This is a genomic window from Candidatus Avedoeria danica (genome assembly GCA_016703025.1).
Classification (GTDB): Bacteria; Chloroflexota; Anaerolineae; order Epilineales; family Epilineaceae; genus Avedoeria; species Avedoeria danica.
On record JADJCV010000005.1, the window covers coordinates 334111 to 356312 of the forward strand.

Below are 22202 nucleotides of genomic sequence, written 5' to 3' on the forward strand. Positions count from 1 at the left end.
CCGGATCACGGCATCGCAGCGACCAGCCAAAGCACCCCCCGCGCCACCCCATAGCCGATCGCCGCAAACAGCGCTGCCGCGCGGGCCGGCACCGGTGGTCCGCCTTCCACCGCCAGCGCGCCGGCGACGGCACCGAAGGTGGCCCAACCGACGGCCCAGCCGATCTCCGACACGGATACGCCGGTCGCACCGCTCGCCGCCGCCGCGAGCCCAGCGCCCGGCCCCGCGTGCCGCACCCACCCCGGCACGACGACGAGGGACGTTGCGACGATCCAACCGACCGTCCACCCGACGATCGGCTCGCCGACCGCTCGGCCGAGGCGCAGCGTCGACGCGGACGGCGTCGCCGGCGCGGTCCGACGCTCGACGGCCGAGCGCGCGAACACGACGGCCGCCATCGCCAGCCCACCGGCCAGCCAACCGGCGACGGACTGGCGCAGCGCAGGATCCGCATCGGCGCCGGACGACAGGGCACCGAGCGACGTGATGCCGGTCACGACGAGCCCGATCGCAACGGCGCCGCTGGCGGCGATGACTGCCTGCGCTGTCGTCGCCGCCACGTGCCGGGCGCCGATACGCGCCCGACGCAGGGCGGTCGGCGGCGTTCCGGTCGACGGCATCGGCGGCGGCATGAGCGCGCGGGCAAAGGAGCGCCCGATGGTGCGCAGGCCGGCCAACGCACGTCGCGAGGCAGGCGGCGATCCGGCACGGGGTGACGCGGTGCTGGCGAGCGATGGCCTTTGCGCAACCGCCCGGGGCACCGTCGCGGCGGCCGTGGTCCCGGCGACACGGGTCGGCGGCGGGCTGCGTCGGGCGCTCCACGGCGCGCCGCGGCGGCGTGCGCCGCAGTCGGGGCACACCGCCAGGTGGTCGGCGAAGGCGTGGCCGGTCGGGCAGCGGATGAGGTGGGCTTCGGCCTCTTCGAGGCGGTGTGCCCAATCTTCCGCGGTCGGTCGTCGATGCGGGTCCGCATGGCCGTGGGCGAAGGCGCGGACGAAGCCGTCGACGACCGCGGGGTGGAGCGCGCCGAGCGCCGGTGTGCCGGGCGGCGGCGCGACCGGCGCAGCAGGCCGCTCCAGGTAGGGGAACCAGCCGCGACGAATCTTCTCTTCGAGCGGAGGCGCTTCGCTGTCGGCCAGCCAGGCGCTGCGAAACGGGTGGCTGCCGGCCATCAGGAGCTGGAAGAGGAGCACGGCCAGGCCGAAGGCGTCGTGCTCCGGCAGGCGGACGGTGTCGTGGAACGGCTGGCCCTGCAGTTCGGGCGGCGTGTACTCCGCCCGGCCGACCGGGCACGGATAGAACACGATCTCGGCCGGGCGGATCCGTTGGATCTGGAACGAGTCGGCGTCGATGAGCGTCACGAGCGCGCGCGGCGTGACGAGGACGTTCCGCTCGTTCAGATCGCCAACGACGACCTTGGCCGCGTGCAGCGCCGCCAGCGCGGAGGCAAGGTTCCGCGCCGCCCGGTGAAGATAGGCCCGGTCGAAGTCCGGCAGTGTCTGCGCGCGGCGCCGCGGGTTCAACACGTCGAGCGCCGGCACGGCATCGCGAATGTACGGCATGAGGAAGCCGATCAGCCGCTTGGCGTCATCGAGGAGCAGCTCGCGCGGCCAGGCGATCGCGCTGTGGCCTTGGACGCCGGCCGGGTCGGGGGGCGGATGATCGCGCATCGCCCTTAGCTTGTCCGCCATCGCGGTGCGATCGGTGAAGAAGACCTTCGCCAGCAGCCGGTCGTCGCCGACGACGCGGTGGATGACCGCTTCGCCGCCCCGCGCGATCTCCACGCCGAGCTCGACCGTGGCACCGGTCGCCGTTCGGACGATCACGCGCTGCACGACCCGACGCGCGAGGGTTGCGTCGTGACGGCGCCACCCGGCTCGACGGCACGCGGCGCAGGCGATCCGATCATGGTTCCGCCGGTCCGTATGCGGCGACGAGCAGCGTCAGGTCGTCATCCGTCCGGGCACGGACGCGCGGCGAGTCAAGGAACGCGGCGAGCTGAGCCGTGGCGGTCTCGACGTGATCGATGGCGGCAGCGAAGCGGACGAGGGGCTGGAAGAAGGCGGCGTGCGGGGTCGCCGTCGCCAAGTCGAGCGCCAGTCGCAACAGGCCGTCCGTCAGCAGCACAACGGCCGCCACGTCGCCGTCCGCCCGCGTCATCACGTCCAGCGCGGCGGCGACCGCGCCTTCGCTCGTCAGAAAGGTCGTCTCGTTCGCATAGTCGCCCCGCTCCGGCACGGTCACCGCCGTGACCACGCCGTCCCGCCCGACCGCGACGACGAGGCCATCACCGATCTGGGCCGCGAGCACGCCTTCAGGGCGGACGATCGCGCACGACAGCGTGCAAGCCAGGTCACGGGTCGGCCATCCCTCGGCGTCCGCCAGGACTTCGACGGCCGCCCTCGCAGCATGCAGTGCGGCCGCCATCCCCTCGGCATCCCGTTCGCGCCGCGCCTCGACGTCGCCGTCCGCGTCGACGGTCCCCACCGGCCCCATGCCGGCCGGGCCTCCGTCACGCACCAACGTGCCGACGGCGGCGGCCACCGCGACCGCCGCCCCCCGCGCGCTGTGCGGCGCGCTGCCGGCGCCGTCCGCCACGGCGGCAACCAACGCCCCATCCGTTCGGACGGCCGCAGCATGTGCGTCCTGGCAGTCCGTGCCCGTCACGCGGTGCGACGTGCCGGCGATGGACGCCGCCGCCCATCGCCACCCCCCGGCGCCGCTCAACTGCCGCTCAATGGGACGTGTCGGCCACCGCCCAGCCGACCGGCGGCAGCGGCGTCTGGTCGCCCGGCCGGGACTGGGACACGGCCGAGAGGCTCTTCGACAGCCACGCAAAGAGCTCGTTGAAGGCCAGCCCGGCCAGCTTGAGCGGCGGCCGATCCTCACCGCAAAAACGAGCCAGCGTCCGCATGTCCGCGCCCTCGACCCCGACGGCGTACAACGAGACGCCGCGCCGTCCCTCCTCGGCCCGCGCCTCGTCGGCCGCCGCCTCCCAGCCGCGGTCCGTCGGGCGGCCATCCGTAACCAGCAGGAGCCACGGCCGGAAGTAGTCGATGCCGTTCGCGCGGTAGCGTTCCTTGCGCGCCCGTAGGAGCGCCAGCGCCCGGCCAACGGCCTCGCCCATCGGCGTCTCGCCGTCGGCGACGAGCGTCGGCGCCACGAATCGGTCGACGGTCGTGAAGGCGTCCGCCGGGTCGGCGGGCGCCGTTGCCCCGCCGGCCGGGTCGAGGACACGGACGCCGCCGCCGAACGTCAGCACCCCGATCTCGACACGCAGGCTGGCCAGTGTATCGGCCTTCAGCGCCGCGGCAAGGGACTGCAGACCGGCGTTCAGCTCGGCAATCGCCCGACCGTGCATCGAGCCCGAGGTGTCCAGCACGAGGGCGACAGCACAGCGCGGCTCGGGGTTGTCCGCGAACTCGACGCCGGCAAGGACATCGCCGTGCATGGGATCGGATCGTTCTTCCATCGGGTCGACCTCCGTTGCGTGAATCCTTGTCAACTCGTCGCCTGGGTCCGCCGGCCGCGCGCACCCGCTTACGGACGGGGGAACGATAGCGTCCGGACCGTCGTTCCGGCGGCGGTGAGGCGCACGACGGCGTAGCCGGGCAAGGCAACGGGGTCTGCGCCCGCCACCTCGTCCGTCGGCCAACCCGTCAGCTGGGCAAACGTGCTCGGCGCCGCGGAGTAGAGGACGCCGTCGACCGACATGTGCAGCGGCTGATGGATGTGGCCGAAGAACACACCGCGCACCCGATTCGCAACGGCGGCCAGGCGGTCATGCAGCCCATCTCCGTCCCGGACGAGCATCGTCCGGTCGATCCACGGGCTTCCCATCGGCAGCAGCGGGAAGTGCGTAAAGAGCGTCAACGGCGGGCCGTCGGGGGTGAGCTCGCGCTCGAGGACGGACCACTGCGCTGCCGAGAGAGCGCCCTGCGGATCGATCGCGTCCGGTCCGCGCGCATCGACGGCCAGGAAACGATGGCCGCGCACCTCGAAGGCGTACGACCACGGGCCGTCGTCGGGCAGGAGGGGCACGTGCGGGCCGACGCGCATCCAGCGGCGCAGGTCGGCTGCCGTGTCATGGTTGCCGACCGCGTAGTAGGTCGGCGCGGTCAACCGCCCGAACACGCCCGCCGCCAACGCGTAGCTGGCGTCGTGCGGCTCGGTCACGACATCGCCGGTGTGGAGGACGAAGTCCGGCTGGGGCACAAGCGCGTTGATCGTCTCCACGATGCGCTCGGCGCAAGGCAGCGCGGCAAGGCCGTGCCGCCGGTAGTCGGCGCTCGGCCCGATGTGGCTGTCCGTGATGTGGACGAAGGTCACGTCGCCCGCGTGCATGGCCATCCTCGTCGATCGTCGGCCCGGGGGATCCTGCGTCGGAGGATACCGCACCGTGATGGCGGCGGCCCAGCGGTACGCGCCGGACGAATGAACGACGGCCACCGCTCGAGCGTGACGGCGATGGGCACGATGCCGCCGCCGCCCGAAGAGATCAGCGATCCAATGCCACCCAGAGCAACTTCAGCGACGCCGGGCCTTCGCGCAGCCGCCACCACGCGGCGTGGACCGCGGGATAGGTCCGCCGGTCGGCGGCCACCCCGATCGTGTTCGCATCGAAGCGGCGGCAGGCGAACAGGGCGCGCGGCATGTGGTAGGCCTGCGTGACGAGCAGCGACGTTTCCGATGGGTGCGCCGCGACCCAGCCGGAGCACGAGGCCCAGGTGCTCGTGCCGCTGGTGTCCAACCGAATCGCTCTGGCCGGGACGCCCAGCTGCTCCGCGAGACGCGCCATCGTGCCCGGCTCGTCGTAAGCGCCCGGCCCGACGCTGCCGCTCATGACGAGCCCATCGACCGTGCCGAGCACGTACAGTTCGGCCGCCGTCGCGACGCGGTCGAAGAGGATCGGCGTCGGCGCGCCGCTCGGCCAGACGCCGGCGCCGAAGACGATGGCCGTGTTGCGGTGCGGTGCCTGCACGACGGTGTACGTCCGGTCGTGCGCCGCCGCCGCCATGTAGCGCGCCGCCCCGCCGCCGATCACGGCCGCCAACGCGGTCAGCGCGACGAACAGCGCGCCGACGTTCCGGCGAAGGACGCTCTGGAAACCTGGGCATGTGTTCATGGCGCACAGCGTACCGCCTTCGCGCCGTGTTCGAACGCCCGCCGACCGCCGCGCCGCCGCCGCGCAACCGTCGATGGGTGCCGCAATCGTCGGCCAATGCGGATCGTGGTCGTCCGACATGCGCCGGTAGGGGCACGCCTTGCCCCTACCGTGCGGTAATTGTGGTCTCCGATGCCGGAGTAATGGCCGTCGTGCTGGAATCACGTCCCCTGCCGCGGCCGGTACTGCAGCGCCTCCGCCACGTGGCGGGTCGCGATCCCGTCGGCCGCCTCGAGATCGGCAATCGTCCGGGATACCTTGAGGATGCGGTGGAACGCCCGTGCCGAAAGGCCAAGCCGCCGCATCGCCGTCCGGAGCAGAGCCTCGCCGTCGGTGTCGATGCGGCAGTCGCGGCGGACCTGGGCTGCGGATAGCTCGGCGTTGCAGCGCGCGGCGGCGGCGCCGACGAAACCGAAGCCCGGCAGCGATCGGTCGTCCGTCGCAGTGTCGTTGTCCGGAGACCCGGGCGTCGCCGACGCGACAGCGATCGATCGTCGTTCCGCGCCGGCCGGATCGTGGGCTCGCACCGCCAACTCGCGCTGGCGCCGGCGGTCGACCGCTGCGGGCGACGCCGCCGGACCCTCCGCTGCCCCCAGCCGCGCCCGCTGGCGTTCCCGCGCGGCCACCACCCGGGCGCGTACGGCGACCGACCTCTCGCCGGTCGGCCCACCCAGAAGCTTCTCATGCGGGACGCGGGGCACCTCGACGTGGAGGTCGATGCGGTCCATCAGCGGCCCGCTGACACGACGCCCGTAGCGCAGGACGGCGGCGACGGCGCACGTACAGGCGTGGTCAGGGTCGCCGTGATAGCCGCACGGACAGGGGTTGCGGGCGGCAATCAGCGTCACGCTGGCCGGAAAAATCGCGCTGCCGGCGGCGCGGGCGATCGTGACGCGCCGGTCTTCGATGGGCTGGCGGAGGCTCTCGAGGACCGCCGGGTCGAACTCGGGCAGCTCGTCGAGGAACAGGACGCCGTGGTGGGCCAGCGAGACCTCGCCCGGCCGCGGCCAAGAGCCGCCGCCGATCAGGCCGGCGTTGGAGATCGTATGGTGCGGTGCGCGGAACGGGCGCGCTTGGATGAGCGGCACGTCGCTGGGCAGCAGGCCGGCGACGGAATAGACCGCGGTGACCTCCAGCGCCTCCTCGAGCAACAGCGGCGGCAGGATGGACGGCAGGCAGCGCGCCAGCATCGTCTTGCCCCCGCCCGGCGGGCCGGTGAACGACAGGTTGTGCCCGCCGGCGGCGGCGATCTCGAGGGCGCGGCGCGCGTGCTCCTGGCCTCGGACGTCGCTGAGGTCGGTGTGCGGCGCCGGCGCGGTGTGCGACGGAACGGCGGCAATCGGCGGCAGCGGGGCGCCGGTGCGCAGGTGCTGGACGAGTTGGCGCAGGCTGTCGGATGCGACGACGTCGAGGCCGGGGACGAGGGCGGCCTCGGCGCCGTTGGCAGCGGGCACGATGACCCGTCGGAAGCCGTGGTTGCGGGCGGCGACCGCCACCGGGAGGACGCCGTGCGTCCGCCGCAGTCGACCGTCGAGGGCAACCTCGCCGAACACGAGCGCGTCGTCCAACGCGCCATTGAGAGCGCCGGGCAGCTGCTCGCTGGCCGCCAGGATCCCGAGCGCGATCGCCAGATCGTAGTGCGGACCGATCTTGCGGACGTGCGCAGGCGCCAGGTTGATCGTGATCCGGGCCATTGGGAAGCCGAATCCGGCGTTGCGCAGCGCGGCGTACAGGCGGTCCTTGGACTCGCGCACCGTCATATCCGGGAGGCCGACGAGCGTGATGTGCGGCAGGCCGTGGTGGATGTCGACCTCGACCTGCACGAGCTCGCCCTCCAGACCGGCCAACGCGCAGCTCCACATCCGAGCGAGCATCCTGTCCTCCTCGACGGACAGCCGGTGGTTCGACCCGGCGGCGGGTCCCACTGTACGGCGCAGAGGCGGGTTTGGGCAGGGCGACCGGGACAGGATGGCGACACGCTGCGGACACGCAGGTGACATCGGGTGCGGCGGCGATCACGCGTTTGGCCAGCCGGCGGCGCCTCAGGATCGTCGGCCCCGGCGTCGGGCAATCAGCGGTGGCGCGGCGGTTTGGGCACGCCGGGCGCGTTCATCGGGCCGGACCGTTCGGGTATACTAGCCCTCGCCTGGGTGCCCCTGCCCAGCCTCCCCAGCGGGTGCGCACATGACCCTCGCCCTGACCGATTCCCCAGTTCGGTCCCCGATCGTCGATCCCGTGGTCGATTCCGTGGTCGATCCCCCGTCCCGTGAACGCATCTACGTGCTGCAAGGCGGCGCGCGTCTGTCCGGCACGGTGCAGATCGGCGGCGCCAAGAACGCGGCGCTGCCCATTCTGGCCGCCACGCTCCTGACCGCCGACAGCTGCACGATCGAGAACGTGCCCGATATCGCCGACGTCCGGGTCATGCTCGACCTCCTGCGCCACATGGGCGCCGAGGTCGAGCACGAGGCGGCGCTGAGTCGCGTGACGGTGTGCTGCGCCGACATCCGCACGCGGACGACGCCCGACGCGCTGGCCGAACGGTTCCGCGGCAGCTTCCTGGTGATGGGCCCGCTGTTGGCGCGCTTCGGCCAGGCCAGCACGGCTCGGCCGGGCGGCTGCAACATCGGCTCCCGGCCCGTCGACGTGCACAGCAAGGGCTTTGCGGCGCTGGGCGCGCAAGTGGCCAACGTCGACCATCGGTTCGCCGCCAGCGGCCGCCTCAAGGGCGCGAACATCCTGCTGGACGTCCCGAGCCATACCGGCACGGAGAACATCATCATGGCGGCCGTGCTGGCCGAGGGGCTGACCGTCATCGACAACGCCAGCATCGAACCGGAAGTGCTCGAGCTCGTCGACTTCCTGCGGTCGCTCGGCGCGCGGATCGCGTGGGCGTCGACGGCGCGCCAGCTCGTCATCCAGGGCGTCCCGCGCTTGCACGGCTCGGTGTATCGCCTGATGCCCGATCGGCTCGAAGCCGGCACGTATCTCCTTGCCGGCGCGATCACGCGCGGTGACGTCACGGTCGAGCGCATCGTGCCCGACCATCTCCGCTCGGTGATGGGCAAGCTCGTGGAGGCGGGGGCGACGATCGAGGAGCACGACCACAGCGTCCGGGTGGTCGTGGATCGTCCGCTTCGGGCAGTCGATGTCCATACCTACTTCTATCCGGGCTTTCCGACGGACCTCCAACAGCCTTTCACCGCGCTGCTGACACAGGCCATCGGCGAGAGCATTGTCCAGGAAACGGTGTTCGAGGCCCGGATGACGTATGCTTATGAGCTGCAGCGAATGGGCGCGGACATTCGTGTCAACGGCTCAACGGCCGTCGTCACCGGTCCGTCCGTGCTGCATGGAACGACGGTGACCGCCCAGGACCTGCGGGCCGGCGCTGCCGTCATGCTTGCGGCACTCGCGGCTGATGGTGACACGCGGATCCGCGGCGCCCACACCGTCGAGCGTGGCTACAACCGACTGATCGAAAATCTGTGCGCCCTCGGCGCCGTCGGCCACGCGGAGTGGTTGGAGAGCGCACCCGCCTAGCGGGCCGCTCGGCCAAACACGATTCGTACGACCGGCGCCACACAAGCGGCGCTTGCGGAGGCAGCATGTTCACCCGTCATATCGGCATCGACCTGGGCACAGTCAACGTGCTCGTCCACGAGCGCGGGCGGGGCATCGTTCTCAACGAACCGTCGATCGTGGCGATCTCCGCCGGCGACAACCACGTGATCGCCGTCGGGGACGAGGCCAAGGCGATGTTGGGCCGTACGCCGGAGACAATCGAGGTCGCCCGGCCGCTGCGGGACGGCGTGATCGCAGATTATGTCGTGACAGAGGCGATGCTTCGCTACTTCATCACGAAGGTGTGCGGCCGGATGCCGCTCTTCAAGCCCGAGGTGATGATCAGCGTCCCGGTGGGGGTCACCAGCGTCGAGAGCCGCGCGGTGCGCGACGCGGCCGAGGCCGCCGGCGCCAAATCGGCCTTCCTCATCCCCGAGCCGCTGGCTGCGGCGATGGGCGCCGGCCTGCCGGTCGGCACGCCGACGGGCAACATGATCCTCAACATGGGTGGCGGAACGAGCGAGTCCGCGGTCATTGCGATGAACGGGATCGTCGTCGCAAGCTCGGTGCGGGTCGGCGGCAACAAGATGGACGAGGCGATCGCCGCCTACGTCAAGCGCCGCTACAACCTGCTCATCGGCGACCGAACGGCCGAGCAGATCAAGGTCGAGATCGGCAGCGCGATCAAGCCGGAGCGACCGGAGGACGACCTGACGATGGACGTTCGCGGGCGCGATCAGGTCACCGGGCTGCCGAAGACGATCTCGCTCAAGATGAGCGAGGTGGCCGAGGCGTTGGCCGAGCCCGTTCAGGCGATCATCGGCGTGGCGCGCGAGGTGCTCGAGCGCACGCCGCCCGAGCTCGTCAGCGACATCATCGACCGCGGTGTCGTCATGACCGGCGGAAGCGCGCAGCTGCGCGATCTGGACGTGCTCTTGACCGAGGAGATCGGCGTGCCGTTCTTCGTGGCCGACGACCCGATGGCATGCGTGGCGCTCGGTGCGGGGCGGGCGCTGGAGGCTTACCCGATGATCCGGCGGACGTTGCCGGCGCTGGGATAGTCCCGCCGCGCTTGGCAGCCGGCGGCACGTTGTATAGAATCGCGGATTGCACTTATCGCGGGCGAATCGCGCCCTACGCCGAGCCCCAGAGGATCGTGAAATGAAGCGCACCTGGCAGCCCAACAAGCGCAAGCGACTGACGACCCACGGTTTCCGCAAGCGGATGTCGACGCCGGACGGGCGCAACGTGCTCAAGCGACGTCGACGGCACGGCCGCAAGTCCCTGGTGGTCGACCTGCACCACAAGTAGCAGAGGCGCCCGAGGACGATGCGGCGCGCAGTCCGGCTGCGGTCGGGCGATGATTTCCGTCGCGTGCGGCGGGAAGGGCGGTCGCGGGCCAACAGCGCCTTCGTCGTACTGGCTGCGCCGCGGCCTGCCGGGCCGGACGGCGAATCGCGGATCGGCATCGTCACCGGCAAGCGTGTCGGGGACGCCGTGACCCGCAATCGGATCAAGCGTCGGATTCGCGAGCGAATGCGGCTTCGTTATGGTCAAGTTCGGGCGGGGTGGGACATCGTGATCATCGTGCGCGCACCGCTTGTTGACCTCGACACCGTCGCGCTCGATCAGGCGTTGGGGTCGCTCCTCCGGCGATTGGATTTGGTGACGGAAGCCCAATGCGTCGACTTGCCGTCGGCATGATCCGCATCTATCAGCGCACGCTCAGTCGGGTCTTGCCGCCGAGCTGCCGGTTCACGCCGTCGTGTTCGGAGTACGGTGCGCAAGCGATCGCGCGCTACGGCGTCTGGCACGGCGGCTGGCTGACGATGAAGCGGATCGGCCGCTGTCACCCGTTCCATCCCGGTGGATACGACCCCGTGCCGTAGGGCACGTTCAGACAGGATCCAACGTTGGTTTATCTGCTCTCCAACCCCTTCACCGGGCTGTTCGTACAGCTGATCGACTTCCTGAACGCGACCGCGTCCCGGCTGCCCCTTCCGGCCAACGTGTCGTCCTATGCGATTGCGCTGATCTTGGTCGGCATCGCGGTCAAGATCATCACGTGGCCGCTCACGGCGTCGCAGATGCGCTCGATGCGCAAGATGCAGGAAGTCCAGCCGCAGCTCCAGGAGATCCAGAAGAAGTACGCCGGCGACAAAGAGAAGCAGGCGCAGGCGCAGATGGAGCTCTTCCGCGCGAACGGCGTCAACCCGTTGGGCGGGTGCCTGCCGATGTTCGTCCAGCTCCCGATCCTGTTCGGCCTCTACCAGGCGATCACGCACCTCGGCCAACCGCCTGTGGGCACCGGCGTGCTGATGAAGGAACGATTCCTCTGGATTCCGGACCTGTCGGTCTGTGAGCCGACGCTCAAGCTGCTCTGCAAGGATTCCCCCCCCGGCGGCGTCTTCGGGCTGTCGATCCCGATCCTGGTCATCGTGATGACCGGTTCCCAGATGGTGTACCAGAAGTTCAGCACGCCGCCACAGAACTCGGCCGATCCGCAAGCCCAGGCGATGCAGTCGATCTTCAAGTGGATGCCACTGATGTTCGCCTTCATCTTCGCCAGCCTGCCGTCCGGCCTCGTCCTGTACTACACGGTGTTCACGCTGGCGAACCTGGTTCAGCAACTCTGGTCTCGCCGCAGCAACGGAACGAACAATCCAGCCAAGATTACGGCGCCAATCGAGGTGTCCAGTGCGCCCGGACCGCGGGCTGCACGGCGACCGTCGGGCGGCGCCGCCGCACAGGAGAAGAACGATGAGCGAGCCGAAACCCGCCAGCAAGCCCAGCAGCAGCGGCGCACGCGGCGCCGTTGAGGTCGCAGCGCGCACTGTCGATGAGGCGATTGCGCGCGGACTGGTGCGTTTGGGCGGACTGAGCCGCGCCGAGGTTCAGATCGACGTCCTGCGCGAGGGCCGGGCCGGCCTGCTCGGCTTCGGGGCCGAAGATGCGCTCGTGCGGCTCACACCCGTGGCGCCCGGTACCGGCGCCGCGGGCCAGGAAGCCGTTCCGCCCCGCAAGGGCCGCCGCAGCGCCAATCGACGCCGCTGCGGCCGACGACGACGCAGCGGCGGAAGAACGGCGCGGACGACGGCGGCGACGCGGCCGGGACGAAGCGGAAGCGCCCTCGGATGCCCCCACGAGCGCTGCCAAGGCGGCCCCGGCGGAGCCCGTCGTTGCCCAGCGCGAGCCCGTTGCGCCGCCCGTGAAACCGCCCGCGCCGGAGCGCCTACCGGCTTCCACGTCTGCCAGCCAAGCCCTTGCGGCCGGCGCCGATTCGACCGAGGCGGCTGCGGCGGTGGCGCTCGATCTGGTGCGGTTGCTCGGTTACGCCGAGGCCACCGTCGAGATCCAGGACTCGTTGCTGCCCGATGGCGAGGACGATGACATCGGGTCCGCCGTCCTGTGCATTCGCGGCCGCGGCACCGAGCGGCTCCTCAACGAAGACTCCGCCGCGCTCAACGCCCTGCAGTTCGTTACGCGACTGATCGTCAGCCGTAGCGCAAACGCTTGGTGCAACGTCCTGCTCGACGTCGACGGTGACCGTCGGCGGCGTGTCAAAGAGCTGCTGGCGCTGGCCAGCCAATCGGCCGAGCTCGTCGAATCCGGCGGCAAGCCGGTCTCCCTCCCACCGATGGGCGCCTACGAGCGGCGGGTGGTCCACCTGGCGCTGCGGGACCACGCGACGGTCGCAACGCAGAGCATCGGCAACGGCACGTACCGCAAGGTGACCGTCCGGCGCCGCGACCAGATGCTGCCCGACATGTGACCGTCATCGGGCGCAACTGCGTTCGTGCCGAGGTACCGTGATGCACGTCCTGGCCATCGTGAACCAAAAGGGCGGCGTCGGTAAAACGACGACGGCCGTGAACCTGGCAGCGTCGCTGGCGCTGGCGGGTCATCCGACGTTGGTCATCGACGCCGATCCGCAAGCCAACGCCACGCGGTCGCTCGATCGGTCCGGCCAGGATCGTCGCACTTTGTACGACGTCCTGGTGCACGATGACGTCGCGCTGGCGGACGTGATCGTCGAGACGGCGATCCAAGGACTGTGGGTCGCACCATCGTCGCCCGGTCTGGCGGGCGCCGAGATCGAGCTCGTGGATGTGCCCGGCCGCGAGGCGCGCCTGAAGCGCGCGATCGCGGCGCTCGACCCATACTTCACGTTCGTCCTCATCGACTGTCCGCCAAGCCTCGGCTTGCTGTCCGTCAACGCGCTCGTCGCGGCACAGGGCGTCATCGTGCCCGTCCAGTGCGAGTACCTGTCCCTCGAAGGGTTGGGGCACCTGAACAAGACGCTGCAGCTCGTCCAAGCGCGCATCAATCCCGGCCTGCAGATCACCGGACTCCTCATGACGATGTTCGATCCGCGCACGAACCTGTCGACACAGGTCGTCGAAGAGGTCGGCAAGCATTTCGCGCGCGAACGGTTCACGACCGTCATTCCTCGATCGATTCGATTGGGGGAGGCTCCGAGCTACGGGGAAACGATTCACCAATACGCACCGAATTCGCCCGGCGCGTTGGCCTACCAAGCGTTGGCCGGCGAGCTCGCCCAACGGCTTGGTGTGCCCGCCGCCGGTTCCCCGGCGAGGGTCTGATCCGCCGGTCGGCCGACCGTTCCCGGAAGGAAGTGCACGATGGCGTCCTCGACGAAGCGCAGCGGGTTGGGCCGCGGGCTAGACGCCTTGTTGAACAGCACCGAGGCCGGTGCCGATCCGAGAACGCGGTCGACGGCGACCGAGGTGCCGATCGGCGATATCCAACCGAACCCGTATCAGCCGCGCAAGCATTTCGACGCGGATGAGCTCGAAGAGCTGGCGGCGTCCATCCGATCGCACGGCCTCATCCAGCCGCTGCTCGTCATGCCGGACGGCCCGACGTGGCGGCTGATCGCTGGTGAACGACGCTGGCGCGCGGCACAGTTGGCAGGACTGGCCCATGTGCCGGTGGTCGTTCGCAACGCCACGCCGCAGGAGATGCTGGCGATCGCGGTCATCGAGAACGTCCAGCGGACGAACCTTGATGCCCTCGAGGCAGCGCAGGCGTATCGCCAGCTGGTGGAGGAGTTCGCGCTGACGCAGGCGGAGGTGGCCGACCTCGTCGGCAAGTCACGGACGGCGGTGGCGAACACGCTCCGCTTGCTGGGCCTCGCAGCCGACGTCCAGTCGCTCCTGGCGGGTGGACACCTCTCGGAGGGCCATGGACGGGCGCTCCTCGGACTCCCCGACGCCGCCTCGCAGCTCTCGACGGCCAAGCGGGTGATTGCGGACGGTTGGAGCGTGCGGCGCACCGAAGCCGAGGTGCGGCGAATGCTCGAGTCCCTGTCGCCGGCGACCGCTGGCCAAGCCGACAAGACATCGGCGGCGGAGCGAGGACAGGATGCGGATACGCAGGCCGCGGCGCGCAAGCTAGAGGAATCGCTCGGCACCCGCGTCGAGATTCGACGGCGCGGTACGGGCGGCCAGGTTGTCATCCACTTTTTTGCCGAGGAAGAGCTGGCCTCGCTGTACGCCCGCCTTGCGGGGGGTCAGCGACGCCGATGATCGTGCGGACGACAGCGGCGCTCTTCGCCGCGCCCAGACGAGCGAGCGATCCGTGACGAAATCGCGACACATCGACGCCGGAACCGGCGCGCCGACTGACCCGCCGCGCATCTGCGATTATGAGGGCAGTCCGTACCGCCGCGCCTTCTGGGAGGACGCCGACCGTCGATACGAGGATGCCGCGGAGCGACTGGCGCTGCGCAGCCTGCTGCCGCCGGACGGTGGCCGCTTGGTGGAAATCGGTGCCGGCTTCGGCCGGCTGGTCGATGAATACCGCGGATACGGTGAGATCATCCTGGTCGACTACGCGCGGTCCATGCTGGCCGACGCGCGACAGCGGATCGGTGACGGTGCCACATACGTCTGTGCGGATCTCTACCGTCTGCCGTTCGCCACAGGCGCCCTCGATGCGGCGGTGCAGATCCGGGTGTTGCACCACGTCGAAGCCGTTCCCGAGGCGATCCGCGAGGTCGCGCGCGTGCTCGCACCGGGTGGTTCGTACATCCTCGAGTTCGCGAACAAGCGAAACCTCAAGGGGATCGCTCGCTGGATCCTGCGGCGCCAGGCGGAGAATCCGTTCGATCATCGTCCGTATGAGTTCGTTCCGCTGAACTGGAACTTCCACCCCTCGTTCGTCGAAGCCGCGATCGCCGATGCCGGACTGCATGTACGCCAGCGGCGCGCGGTGTCGTTGTTCCGTGCACCATGGGCGAAGCGCGCCGTGCCGGCCGCGGTGTTGGCCCGACTGGATCATATGCTGGGTGGCCCGCTAGGTCGCTGTGCGCCGGCACCCAGCCAGTTCGTTCGCGCCGCGCAGCTCACCGGGCGCCGATCCGAAGCGCTTTGGCGCTGCCCGGCGTGTGGACACGAGCCGTTGATCGCTGAGCCGGACGGAGTCCCATGCCCCAGTTGTGCACGCGTGTGGCCGATCGAGGACGGGATCATGATGTTCCGCACATGACGGTTGTTTCACGTGAAACACCCCGGCCGTTGCGTCACGGACCGCCGATGCTTACAATCCGGCCCAGTCTGGCCGGCCCTATCCGGATGTGGAGTTCTGACATGAAGGTCCCAGCATGAAGGTGATGTGCCCGCAGGACAGCTTGGCGCGTGGGCTGGGCGTGGTCAGCCGCGCCGTCGCAACACGCAGCACGTTGCCGATCTTGTCGAACATCCTCATCCAGACGGACGAAGGCCGCCTCAAGCTGTCGGCGACGAACCTGGAAATCGGCATCCGCTGTTGGGTGAAGGCCGATGTCACGGACCCCGGTGCCATCACCATCCCGGCGCGGCTGCTTTCTGAGTTCGTCAACCAGCTGCCGTCCGGACTTGTCACCCTCGATCTGAATGGCCGCAACCAGACGATGCACGTGACGGCCGGGCAGCACAAGGCCGACATCAAGGGCATCGACTCCGCCGACTTCCCGGTGTTGCCGTCGGTCGACGAGGGCACACGATTCTCCCTGGACACGCGCACGTTCAAGGAGATGATCCAGCAGGTCGTCATCGCCGCCGCCACAGACGACGCGCGCCCGGTGTTGACGGGCGTGCTGTTCATCGCGGACCCCGACGTCGGTCGTTTGACGTTGGCCGCTTCGGACGGCTTCCGCCTCAGCGTTCGTGAAAGCGAACTCGACGCCCCCATCGACGGCCGGATCAGCCTGATCGTCCCGGCGCGCGCATTGGCCGAGCTGCAGCGGATCGCGTCGGATGACGACGACCCGATTCGGGTGTCCATCCCGGCGGCGCGCAACCAGATCCTCTTCCAGCTGAAGGACGTCGACATCGTCTCGCAGTTGATCGAGGGCAATCCGCCCGACTACGAGAAGATCATCCCAACGGCCGCCGCGACACGGGCGGTAATCAACACGAAAGCGTTCCTCGGGGCAGCCCGCATCGCCAGCTCGTTTGCCCGTGATGCGGCCAACGTCGTCCGGCTGACGCTCACGCCCGGCACCGAGTTGGGCGGGTCGGTCACGATCAGCGCGACATCGGCTGAAGTGGGGGGCAACGAAAGCGAGATCGAGGCGGCGGTGGATGGTGAGGCGATGGAGGTGGCGTTCAATGCCCGCTATCTGCTCGACGTGCTCGGGGTCGTGAACAGCGATCAGATCGCCCTCGAGGTGGCCAGCCCGTCCAGCCCTGGCGTGTTCCGCCCCGCCGACCAGACGCCCTTCACGCACATCATCATGCCGATGCACATCGCTCGCTGAGCCCGCAGCCGACCGGCCGCAGCGCCGCGTGTACCTTCGCCGGCTTGAGCTCGTCAACTTCCGGTGCTATCGGCACCTCGAGATCGACCTGCCCAAGGGTCCGATCCTCCTCGTCGGCGCGAACGCGCAAGGCAAGACGAGCCTCTTGGAGGCCGCCTTCGTCCTGGCAACGACCCGTGCCCCGTACGGCATCCTCGACCGCATGCTGATCCACTGGGGCGCCGGCGACGAGGTGATCCCGTTCAGTCGGGTGTGGGGCGAGGTCGAACGATCCGGCGGACCGAACACGATCGACATCGTCAACGTGCGCACGACCGCCACGCCGGGCGACGAGCGCTTCACGAAGCGGCTGCGCCTTGACGATGCCCCACGGCGGGCAATGGACATCATCGGCACGCTGAACGTCGTCTTGTTCACGCCGCGCGACATCGACCTGATCCACGGCGCGCCGGCCGAGCGCCGGCGCTACCTGGACGTGCTTCTGTGCCAGATCGACCGCAGCTACGTCCGCGCCCTCGGTCAGTACAACCACGTCATCGTTCAACGCAACCATCTGTTGCGCCGGCTGCGGGACCGCGGCGGGGATCGAACCGAGCTGGCGGTGTGGGACGAACCGCTCATCACGCACGGGGCACGCATCCTGAGCCGCCGCGCCGCCGCCGCCCGGCAGCTCGACGTACTGGCTCATCGGCTCCATGCGGAACTCGTCGGCGACGATCAGCCGCTCGTCGTGGCGTACCGCTCGCAGGTTGTGGATGCCATCGGCGACGCGGGAGCTGATCCGATTCGGTCGTCGGACGATCTCGACGCGGCGCTCGGCGTGGGTACGGACAGGGCGAGCACGGAGGCCGAGCTCACCCAACGCTTTGCGCGATTGCTCGCCGGCCGGCGCGAGGAGGAGATCGCACGAGGCGTCTCGCTCATCGGGCCTCACCGCGACGACCTCGAGCTCCGCTTGGACGGCGTCGACATGCGTCCGTTCGGGTCGCGTGGTCAACAACGCACCGTCACGCTCGCCCTCAAGCTGGCGGAGGCCACCGTCATGTGGCAGACAACCGGCGAGCGCCCGGTCCTCCTCCTGGACGACGTGCTCTCCGAGCTCGACCGGAACCGGCGGCAGCGCTTGCTGGCACACGTGTCCGCGCACGAACAAGCGTTCATCACGACGACGGACCTCACCGCGGTGGACCACACGCAACTCGAACACGCAACGGTCCTCGATGTCGCAGCGGCGGTGGTGCAAAAGCGCGATCTTTAGGCGCGCCTAATTCGCTGTTGTCGGCAACCCTTCATTCCCCTATGATGGGGTTCCACGGCTGTTGCAGTTCAGGCGCCGCAGGCGAGGCCCGTGTACAATCCCAAACCATGCATGCCTTCCCGACGCGGTCCGCGCTGGCGCACGACTGGCTGAACCAGGCCGGCGGCGCCGAAGTCGTCCTCCAGTCCCTCCACGATCTGATGCCCGCCGCACCGATCTACACGTCGCTCGTTGACCCCGACGCCGTGCCGGGAATGGCCGACTGGGACATCCGCCCGTCCTGGCTGACCCATGCCCCGCTTGCCCGCCGCTACCCGCAGGCCCTCCTGCCGCTCTATCCGCTCGTCTGGTCGCGGACCCGGGTCCCGGCCGGAACGCAGCTCGTCGTTTCGAACAAGAGCGCCTTTTGCCACGGCATCAACGCCGGCAGTGCGGTCCACGTCTGCTATTGCCTGACGCCGACGCGGTTCGTCTGGCAACCGGCCGAATACCTGGCGCAGGAGCGACTGCCGCCGGGCGGCCGGCTGGCGATCCGAACCCTCCTGCCGGCGCTGCGCCGTTGGGACTTCGCAGCGGCCCAACGCGTCGACCGCTTCGTCGCGATCTCGACGGTCGTCGCCGATCGGATCCACCAATCGTACGGACGCGCCAGCACGGTGGTCTTCCCGCCCGTCGATGTCGATGCCTTCGCCCGCGCTGCGGACGAGGCGACCGCCGCTCAAGACGCCGATCCGTACCACCTCGTCGTTGCGCGTCTCGTGCCCTACAAGCAGATCGACCTCGCGATCGCCGCCTTCAACGAACTCGGTCGACGCCTGGTCATCGTCGGCGACGGGCGCGACCGCGCACGGCTCGAGCGCCTCGCCGGGCCGACCGTCACATTCACCGGCCGGCTGCCGGATGCCGATGTCAAGCGCCTTCTCGCCGGCTGCGTCGCGCTGGTCTGGCCCGGCATCGAGGACTTCGGCCTCGTCCCCGTCGAAGCGATGGCCGCCGGCCGCCCGGTTATCGCCCGACGAGCGGGTGGCGTGCTCGACACCGTCGTCGAGGGCACGACCGGGCTGTTCTTCGACACCGCCTCGGCACCCGCGCTGGCCGGCGCCGTGCGGGCCGCCGATGCCATCACGTGGCAGCCCGGGCGCATTCGCGCCCATGCGCATCGTTTTGATCACGCCACGTTCGCCGCGCGCCTGCGGGGGTGTGTCGACTTGGCGTTGTCGCGCGGCAAGCGACCGGCAACGTCCACGGGCGTTCCGCCCATTGAGGACAGCGTACGCGATGTGGCCTGACGCGACGATTCAGGATTGGCTCACCGGCCTCCGCCGTCGCTGGTGGATCATCGTCGGTCTGCCGCTCATGACCGCGGCGTTCACCATCGCGCGGCCGCCGGCTGCGGCACAGGTCGTCGAAGCGCGCCTGACCGTCGCCGTCGACGTCCAACCCGACGCGGGCGCCGCCGGCCGCCTCGAGGGCAGCGAAGCCGAGGTCGGCGAGGCGCTCATCGATGACCTGAGCCGCGTCCTGCCCGGCGACGCGTTCGCCGCCGCCGTCACGGCCCGGCTGCCGGACGGACTGAAGGTATCACCCGGCGACATCCAGAGCAGCGTTTCGGCCGAGGACCGCCACCGGGTGACCGACATCACCGTTCGCCGAACCGTCCGCCCGGACGCCCGGGGCGGGATTCGCGGCACCTACGGCGATGCCGACGTCATCGCTGCGGCCGTCGTGGCCGAGCTGACCGAACACGGCTCGCGCTGGGCGTCCCATGTCGGCGCCGACGGCACGGCCTTCACGATCGTCGACGGTCCGCGCCTGTCCACGGCGCCCGGCTCGGTGGCCGACCGCGTCGCGCTGCCGCTGCGCCTCGTGCTCGCGCTGCTCGTCGCCGTCGGCCTGGCGGCCGTGCTCCATGCCGTCGATCCCGCGCTCTATTCCCCGCACGACGCGACGACGGCCGCGGCAGCGCCGGTGCTCGGCACGGTGGCCCGTCGCAAGCGCCCCGTGCGCTCGACCCGCGACAGGGGCAGTCGATGAAGCTGATCGTCCAGATCCCGTGCCTGAACGAGGAGGACACGCTGCCGGCGACGGTGCGCGACATCCCGCGCGACATCCCGGGCATCGACGCCGTCGAGATCCTCGTCATCGACGACGGCTCGACGGACGGCACGGTGGCGGTGGCGCGCGCGCTCGGCGTGGACCACATCGTCCGCTTCCCGCGGAACCGCGGCCTCGGCTACGCGTTCCGTGCCGGCTTCGACGCGGCGCTGCGGCTCGGAGCGGACATCATCGTCAACACGGACGGAGACAACCAGTACTTCGGCGGCGACATCCCGGCACTCGTCCAGCCGATCCTCGAGGGGCGGGCCGAGCTCGTGATCGGCGACCGCCAGACCGGGGCCATCGCCCACTTCTCGCCGGTCAAGCGCCGGTTGCAGGAGCTCGGCAGTCGGATCATCGGCCGCTTGGCCGGCATCGACGTGCCGGACGTGGCCAGCGGCTTCCGCGCCTACAGCCGGGCCGCGGCGCTGCAGCTTTCCTTGGCCACGAGCTTCGACCACACCGCCGAGCACGTCGTCCAGGCGGGCCAGAGCCGGATGGCCGTCGTCATCGTGCCGATCCGGACGAACCCCAAGGCGCGTGAGTCGCGGTTGTTCGCGAACATCGGCGAGTTCGTCTGGAAGAGCGGCTCGATCGCGCTGCGCACGTACGCCACGTACAAGGCCCTCAAGATCTTCACGTTCTTCGGCACGCTGACGTTTGGGGTCGGCACCCTGATCGGACTGCGGTTCGTCTACTACTACCTCTTCACGGACGAGGGAGATCTGCACGTCCAGAGCGTCATCCTGGCGGCGATCCTCCTCTTGGCCGGCTTCCAGATGTTTCTCACCGGCATCGTGGCCGATCTGATCGCCACCAACCGCGCGATCATCGAGGACACCGCCACCCGGGTCCGGGCGATGGAGCTCGAGGCGCGTGCTACAATGCCGGCCGAACTGCCGGCCGAACTGCCGGACAAAAAGCCGGCCGATCGGCTTTGAACCTTGTGGGCAGCCAATGGACCTCGACGCCTTCGCCCGGATGATCCTGCGCCGCGGCTGGCTGGCGGTCGTGCTTGCCGCGATTGGCGCCGCGGTCGGGCTCATCGCAGGCCAACTGCAGTCGCCGCTGTACGAGGCGACGACGCGCATCGCATTGTCCCCGGCGCGCCCGGCGGACCTCGGTCAGAACCAGGCCGTGCGCGAGATCATGCCCAGCTTCATCGAGGACCTCAAGACGCGGGACATGGCGGATGCGGCGGCCCTTCAGCTGGGTGAACCGTACCTCGCCGAGCACGATCTGTCGGCCGAGGACCTGCACGGCATGATCCGGATCGGCGACGACGCGAACGTGTTCGAGATCCACGTCAAGGCCCGCCATGCCGATCCCGACGTCGCCACGCAGGTGAGCGAGAAGTGGGCGATCGCGTTCGTGGACCGCCGGACGAAGGCGAACCAGCAGATCGACCTGCGGGAGCGCATCCACTCCACACTGCGCGACCGGACGGCCCTTGCCCAGGCCGCCCCGCGCCGCAAGCTGCTCGCGGCGGCCGGACTCGTCCTCGGTGGTTTGTTGGGCACGGTGGCGATCCTCGTTTGGGAGTACCTGTCACGGGCCGTCGTCCTCAGCGCCGCCGACGCCGAACGGGTCGGCGGCGGGGTTGCCCTCGGCGCCGTTCCCGCGCGGTCCGGGCGGCGCGCGTTCTCGTTGGCGGCCGTCGTCGTCGATGCCCGGCGGGCGCTCCGGATCGGCATCGGCCAGCTCTGGCCGGTCGGGCTGCTCGCCGCGGTTGGACTCGGCGCCGGGCTTGCCCTCTCGGCCGTCCAGCCGACGGTCTGGCGTGCGCGAACGAAGATCGCCGTCGAGCCCGCGCTCGGCACCGACTGGGGACGGACGCAGGCGATCCCCGAGTTCATGAAGAACCTGGCCGAAGACCTGCGCACTTGGCAGATGGCCGAGGCGATCAATGCCGAGCTCGGTTTGGACCTGCCACCCCAGCGCCTGCTGGACAAAGTGACGGTCGCGCCGAAGGAGAGCGTGTTCGAGGTCCACCTCGACGTCCTGGATGCCGACCAATCGACGGCCATGGCGATCAGCCGGGCGTGGGCCGAGCGATTCGTCGAGCGGCGCAACCAGGCGAATCTCGACCTCGATCAACAGGACCGCGTCCTCGTCCGGCTGCGCGACCGGACGCTGCCCGATCGATATGCGCCACGCACGCTGGCGAGCGCCTCGGCGGGCATGATCATCGGCGCGCTCGTCGGCGCGGTGATCGTCCTGCTGCGCGCGCTCGGGAGCGCCCGATGGGTGAACGACCCGCGCAGCGCGGGGCGCGCCGCCGACGCACCGCTCGTCGGCGTGATCCCGCATCGAAGGCGCGGCCGGCGGCCGGCGCGCACAGGAGCCACCGCATGACC

The 22202-nt window shown here is 70.0% G+C and carries 23 protein-coding genes; 17 read left to right on the forward strand and 6 right to left on the reverse strand.

The features are described from left to right. Nucleotides 1-5: 5 nt before the first annotated feature. The 6 genes from IPG72_15840 to IPG72_15865 all read right to left on the reverse strand — a co-directional run bounded on the left by IPG72_15840 (nucleotide 6) and on the right by IPG72_15865 (nucleotide 7038). Nucleotides 6-1826: a hypothetical protein gene (locus IPG72_15840; protein MBK6770450.1), complete on the reverse strand. Its 1821-nt coding sequence runs from the start codon at nucleotides 1824-1826 to the stop codon at nucleotides 6-8. Between the two features lie 79 nt (nucleotides 1827-1905). Beyond that, nucleotides 1906-2727, reverse strand: coding sequence for a protein phosphatase 2C domain-containing protein (locus IPG72_15845; protein ID MBK6770451.1), 822 nt, complete (start codon nucleotides 2725-2727; stop codon nucleotides 1906-1908). Between the two features lie 7 nt (nucleotides 2728-2734). Further along, nucleotides 2735-3451 (reverse strand): VWA domain-containing protein, encoded by a 717-nt coding sequence (locus IPG72_15850; protein ID MBK6770452.1) that lies wholly within the window; start codon nucleotides 3449-3451, stop codon nucleotides 2735-2737. A gap of 89 nt (nucleotides 3452-3540) precedes the next feature. Continuing rightward, nucleotides 3541-4350 carry a metallophosphoesterase gene (locus tag IPG72_15855; GenBank protein MBK6770453.1) on the reverse strand — a complete coding sequence of 270 codons (810 nt, stop codon included), beginning with the start codon at nucleotides 4348-4350 and terminating at the stop codon, nucleotides 3541-3543. Between the two features lie 148 nt (nucleotides 4351-4498). Further along, nucleotides 4499-5125 (reverse strand): YdcF family protein, encoded by a 627-nt coding sequence (locus IPG72_15860; GenBank protein MBK6770454.1) that lies wholly within the window; start codon nucleotides 5123-5125, stop codon nucleotides 4499-4501. 200 nt (nucleotides 5126-5325) lie between these two features. Then, entirely contained in the window at nucleotides 5326-7038 is a 1713-nt protein-coding gene (locus tag IPG72_15865; protein ID MBK6770455.1) for a YifB family Mg chelatase-like AAA ATPase, read from the reverse strand. Between the two features lie 310 nt (nucleotides 7039-7348). On the opposite strand from IPG72_15865, the gene murA reads away from it, so the two are divergent. From murA to IPG72_15950, 17 genes are all read left to right on the forward strand, one after another. Then, nucleotides 7349-8707, forward strand: a complete 1359-nt coding sequence (gene murA, locus IPG72_15870; GenBank protein ID MBK6770456.1) for a UDP-N-acetylglucosamine 1-carboxyvinyltransferase — start codon at nucleotides 7349-7351, stop codon at nucleotides 8705-8707. Nucleotides 8708-8772: 65 nt separating this feature from the next. Beyond that, nucleotides 8773-9789, forward strand: coding sequence for a rod shape-determining protein (locus IPG72_15875; GenBank protein MBK6770457.1), 1017 nt, complete (start codon nucleotides 8773-8775; stop codon nucleotides 9787-9789). 100 nt (nucleotides 9790-9889) lie between these two features. Further along, nucleotides 9890-10039 carry a 50S ribosomal protein L34 gene (rpmH, locus tag IPG72_15880; GenBank protein ID MBK6770458.1) on the forward strand — a complete coding sequence of 50 codons (150 nt, stop codon included), beginning with the start codon at nucleotides 9890-9892 and terminating at the stop codon, nucleotides 10037-10039. Between the two features lie 18 nt (nucleotides 10040-10057). Next, nucleotides 10058-10432, forward strand: a complete 375-nt coding sequence (rnpA, locus tag IPG72_15885; protein ID MBK6770459.1) for a ribonuclease P protein component — start codon at nucleotides 10058-10060, stop codon at nucleotides 10430-10432. Further along, entirely contained in the window at nucleotides 10408-10617 is a 210-nt protein-coding gene (yidD, locus tag IPG72_15890; protein ID MBK6770460.1) for a membrane protein insertion efficiency factor YidD, read from the forward strand. The genes rnpA and yidD overlap by 25 nt, the downstream gene beginning before the upstream one ends. Before the next feature lie 24 nt (nucleotides 10618-10641). Then, a complete protein-coding gene (locus IPG72_15895; protein ID MBK6770461.1) occupies nucleotides 10642-11547 on the forward strand; it encodes a YidC/Oxa1 family membrane protein insertase in 906 nt (301 codons plus the stop codon). Further along, nucleotides 11489-12118 (forward strand): Jag N-terminal domain-containing protein, encoded by a 630-nt coding sequence (locus IPG72_15900; protein ID MBK6770462.1) that lies wholly within the window; start codon nucleotides 11489-11491, stop codon nucleotides 12116-12118. The genes IPG72_15895 and IPG72_15900 overlap by 59 nt, the downstream gene beginning before the upstream one ends. Beyond that, nucleotides 12093-12500: a hypothetical protein gene (locus IPG72_15905; protein ID MBK6770463.1), complete on the forward strand. Its 408-nt coding sequence runs from the start codon at nucleotides 12093-12095 to the stop codon at nucleotides 12498-12500. Before IPG72_15900 ends, IPG72_15905 begins: the two co-directional genes overlap by 26 nt. Before the next feature lie 37 nt (nucleotides 12501-12537). Next, complete coding sequence (locus tag IPG72_15910; protein MBK6770464.1) at nucleotides 12538-13332, forward strand: ParA family protein; 795 nt, start codon at nucleotides 12538-12540, stop codon at nucleotides 13330-13332. Between the two features lie 39 nt (nucleotides 13333-13371). Beyond that, nucleotides 13372-14277 carry a ParB/RepB/Spo0J family partition protein gene (locus IPG72_15915; protein MBK6770465.1) on the forward strand — a complete coding sequence of 302 codons (906 nt, stop codon included), beginning with the start codon at nucleotides 13372-13374 and terminating at the stop codon, nucleotides 14275-14277. A 52-nt stretch (nucleotides 14278-14329) separates the two neighbouring features. Further along, nucleotides 14330-15238: a class I SAM-dependent methyltransferase gene (locus IPG72_15920; protein ID MBK6770466.1), complete on the forward strand. Its 909-nt coding sequence runs from the start codon at nucleotides 14330-14332 to the stop codon at nucleotides 15236-15238. Between the two features lie 115 nt (nucleotides 15239-15353). After that, nucleotides 15354-16490 carry a DNA polymerase III subunit beta gene (dnaN, locus tag IPG72_15925; protein ID MBK6770467.1) on the forward strand — a complete coding sequence of 379 codons (1137 nt, stop codon included), beginning with the start codon at nucleotides 15354-15356 and terminating at the stop codon, nucleotides 16488-16490. A 28-nt stretch (nucleotides 16491-16518) separates the two neighbouring features. Next, nucleotides 16519-17748, forward strand: coding sequence for a DNA replication/repair protein RecF (locus tag IPG72_15930; GenBank protein MBK6770468.1), 1230 nt, complete (start codon nucleotides 16519-16521; stop codon nucleotides 17746-17748). 107 nt (nucleotides 17749-17855) lie between these two features. Beyond that, entirely contained in the window at nucleotides 17856-19037 is a 1182-nt protein-coding gene (locus IPG72_15935; protein ID MBK6770469.1) for a glycosyltransferase, read from the forward strand. Further along, complete coding sequence (locus IPG72_15940; GenBank protein MBK6770470.1) at nucleotides 19027-19782, forward strand: hypothetical protein; 756 nt, start codon at nucleotides 19027-19029, stop codon at nucleotides 19780-19782. The genes IPG72_15935 and IPG72_15940 overlap by 11 nt, the downstream gene beginning before the upstream one ends. Then, nucleotides 19779-20786 (forward strand): glycosyltransferase family 2 protein, encoded by a 1008-nt coding sequence (locus tag IPG72_15945; GenBank protein ID MBK6770471.1) that lies wholly within the window; start codon nucleotides 19779-19781, stop codon nucleotides 20784-20786. The genes IPG72_15940 and IPG72_15945 overlap by 4 nt, the downstream gene beginning before the upstream one ends. Before the next feature lie 16 nt (nucleotides 20787-20802). Further along, nucleotides 20803-22200: a hypothetical protein gene (locus tag IPG72_15950; GenBank protein ID MBK6770472.1), complete on the forward strand. Its 1398-nt coding sequence runs from the start codon at nucleotides 20803-20805 to the stop codon at nucleotides 22198-22200. Nucleotides 22201-22202 lie beyond the last annotated feature (2 nt).

Bases quoted from the DNA above. Each gene is read 5' to 3' on its own strand.
- IPG72_15945 (MBK6770471.1), top strand. From the start codon at position 19,779: ATGAAGCTGATCGTCCAGATCCCGTGCCTGAACGAGGAGGACACGCTG.
- IPG72_15950 (MBK6770472.1), top strand. From the start codon at position 20,803: ATGGACCTCGACGCCTTCGCCCGGATGATCCTGCGCCGCGGCTGGCTG.
- rpmH (MBK6770458.1), top strand. From the start codon at position 9,890: ATGAAGCGCACCTGGCAGCCCAACAAGCGCAAGCGACTGACGACCCAC.
- murA (MBK6770456.1), top strand. From the start codon at position 7,349: ATGACCCTCGCCCTGACCGATTCCCCAGTTCGGTCCCCGATCGTCGAT.
- rnpA (MBK6770459.1), top strand. From the start codon at position 10,058: ATGCGGCGCGCAGTCCGGCTGCGGTCGGGCGATGATTTCCGTCGCGTG.
- IPG72_15865 (MBK6770455.1), bottom strand. From the start codon at position 7,038: ATGCTCGCTCGGATGTGGAGCTGCGCGTTGGCCGGTCTGGAGGGCGAG.
- IPG72_15900 (MBK6770462.1), top strand. From the start codon at position 11,489: ATGAGCGAGCCGAAACCCGCCAGCAAGCCCAGCAGCAGCGGCGCACGC.
- IPG72_15940 (MBK6770470.1), top strand. From the start codon at position 19,027: ATGTGGCCTGACGCGACGATTCAGGATTGGCTCACCGGCCTCCGCCGT.
- yidD (MBK6770460.1), top strand. From the start codon at position 10,408: ATGCGTCGACTTGCCGTCGGCATGATCCGCATCTATCAGCGCACGCTC.
- IPG72_15935 (MBK6770469.1), top strand. From the start codon at position 17,856: ATGCATGCCTTCCCGACGCGGTCCGCGCTGGCGCACGACTGGCTGAAC.
- IPG72_15875 (MBK6770457.1), top strand. From the start codon at position 8,773: ATGTTCACCCGTCATATCGGCATCGACCTGGGCACAGTCAACGTGCTC.
- dnaN (MBK6770467.1), top strand. From the start codon at position 15,354: ATGAAGGTGATGTGCCCGCAGGACAGCTTGGCGCGTGGGCTGGGCGTG.
- IPG72_15860 (MBK6770454.1), bottom strand. From the start codon at position 5,125: ATGAACACATGCCCAGGTTTCCAGAGCGTCCTTCGCCGGAACGTCGGC.
- IPG72_15915 (MBK6770465.1), top strand. From the start codon at position 13,372: ATGGCGTCCTCGACGAAGCGCAGCGGGTTGGGCCGCGGGCTAGACGCC.
- IPG72_15855 (MBK6770453.1), bottom strand. From the start codon at position 4,350: ATGGCCATGCACGCGGGCGACGTGACCTTCGTCCACATCACGGACAGC.
- IPG72_15850 (MBK6770452.1), bottom strand. From the start codon at position 3,451: ATGCACGGCGATGTCCTTGCCGGCGTCGAGTTCGCGGACAACCCCGAG.